The sequence below is a fragment of the Arthrobacter sp. P1_B3 genome (assembly GCF_056406615.1).
The window spans coordinates 1-1,669 of sequence record NZ_JBFTZV010000065.1 but is presented as its reverse complement, the minus strand read 5'-3'; the positions used below and the strand labels follow the sequence as shown (position 1 = coordinate 1,669).

1 rRNA gene is annotated in these 1,669 nt (G+C 57.1%); it reads right to left on the bottom strand.

The annotated features are described in order from the left end of the window. Nucleotides 1–124: 124 nt before the first annotated feature. Nucleotides 125–1,651, bottom strand: a 16S ribosomal RNA gene (locus AC1D2F_RS23845). Nucleotides 1,652–1,669 lie beyond the last annotated feature (18 nt).

Sequence of the window (1,669 nt, the reverse complement as noted above, 5' to 3'; positions counted from 1 at the left end):
CTATTTGCTGATATTCCACCCGTGAGCACCCGCCGCAGAACAATCGTCTGCGCAACGGGCGTTACTCCTGACAACCCCTCCACACCCGCATACACGGGGCAAGGTGACTGTAGGTGCTCCTTAGAAAGGAGGTGATCCAGCCGCACCTTCCGGTACGGCTACCTTGTTACGACTTAGTCCCAATCGCCAGTCCCACCTTCGACAGCTCCCTCCCACAAGGGGTTAGGCCACCGGCTTCGGGTGTTACCAACTTTCGTGACTTGACGGGCGGTGTGTACAAGGCCCGGGAACGTATTCACCGCAGCGTTGCTGATCTGCGATTACTAGCGACTCCGACTTCATGGGGTCGAGTTGCAGACCCCAATCCGAACTGAGACCGGCTTTTTGGGATTAGCTCCACCTCACAGTATCGCAACCCTTTGTACCGGCCATTGTAGCATGCGTGAAGCCCAAGACATAAGGGGCATGATGATTTGACGTCGTCCCCACCTTCCTCCGAGTTGACCCCGGCAGTCTCCCATGAGTCCCCGCCATTACGCGCTGGCAACATGGAACGAGGGTTGCGCTCGTTGCGGGACTTAACCCAACATCTCACGACACGAGCTGACGACAACCATGCACCACCTGTGAACCGGCCCCAAAGGGGAAGGACTGTTTCCAGCCCGGTCCGGCCCATGTCAAGCCTTGGTAAGGTTCTTCGCGTTGCATCGAATTAATCCGCATGCTCCGCCGCTTGTGCGGGCCCCCGTCAATTCCTTTGAGTTTTAGCCTTGCGGCCGTACTCCCCAGGCGGGGCACTTAATGCGTTAGCTACGGCGCGGAAAACGTGGAATGTCCCCCACACCTAGTGCCCAACGTTTACGGCATGGACTACCAGGGTATCTAATCCTGTTCGCTCCCCATGCTTTCGCTCCTCAGCGTCAGTTAATGCCCAGAGACCTGCCTTCGCCATCGGTGTTCCTCCTGATATCTGCGCATTTCACCGCTACACCAGGAATTCCAGTCTCCCCTACATCACTCTAGTCTGCCCGTACCCACCGCAGATCCGGAGTTGAGCCCCGGACTTTCACGGCAGACGCGACAAACCGCCTACGAGCTCTTTACGCCCAATAATTCCGGATAACGCTTGCGCCCTACGTATTACCGCGGCTGCTGGCACGTAGTTAGCCGGCGCTTCTTCTGCAGGTACCGTCACTTTCGCTTCTTCCCTACTGAAAGAGGTTTACAACCCGAAGGCCGTCATCCCTCACGCGGCGTCGCTGCATCAGGCTTGCGCCCATTGTGCAATATTCCCCACTGCTGCCTCCCGTAGGAGTCTGGGCCGTGTCTCAGTCCCAGTGTGGCCGGTCACCCTCTCAGGCCGGCTACCCGTCGTCGCCTTGGTGAGCCATTACCTCACCAACAAGCTGATAGGCCGCGAGTCCATCCAAAACCACAATAAAGCTTTCCACCCCCCACCATGCGATGAGGAGTCATATCCGGTATTAGACCCAGTTTCCCAGGCTTATCCCAGAGTTAAGGGCAGGTTACTCACGTGTTACTCACCCGTTCGCCACTAATCACCGGYGCAAGCACCGGGTCATCGTTCGACTTGCATGTGTTAAGCACGCCGCCAGCGTTCATCCTGAGCCAGGATCAAACTCTCCGTTGAAGTAAAACAGACACAACC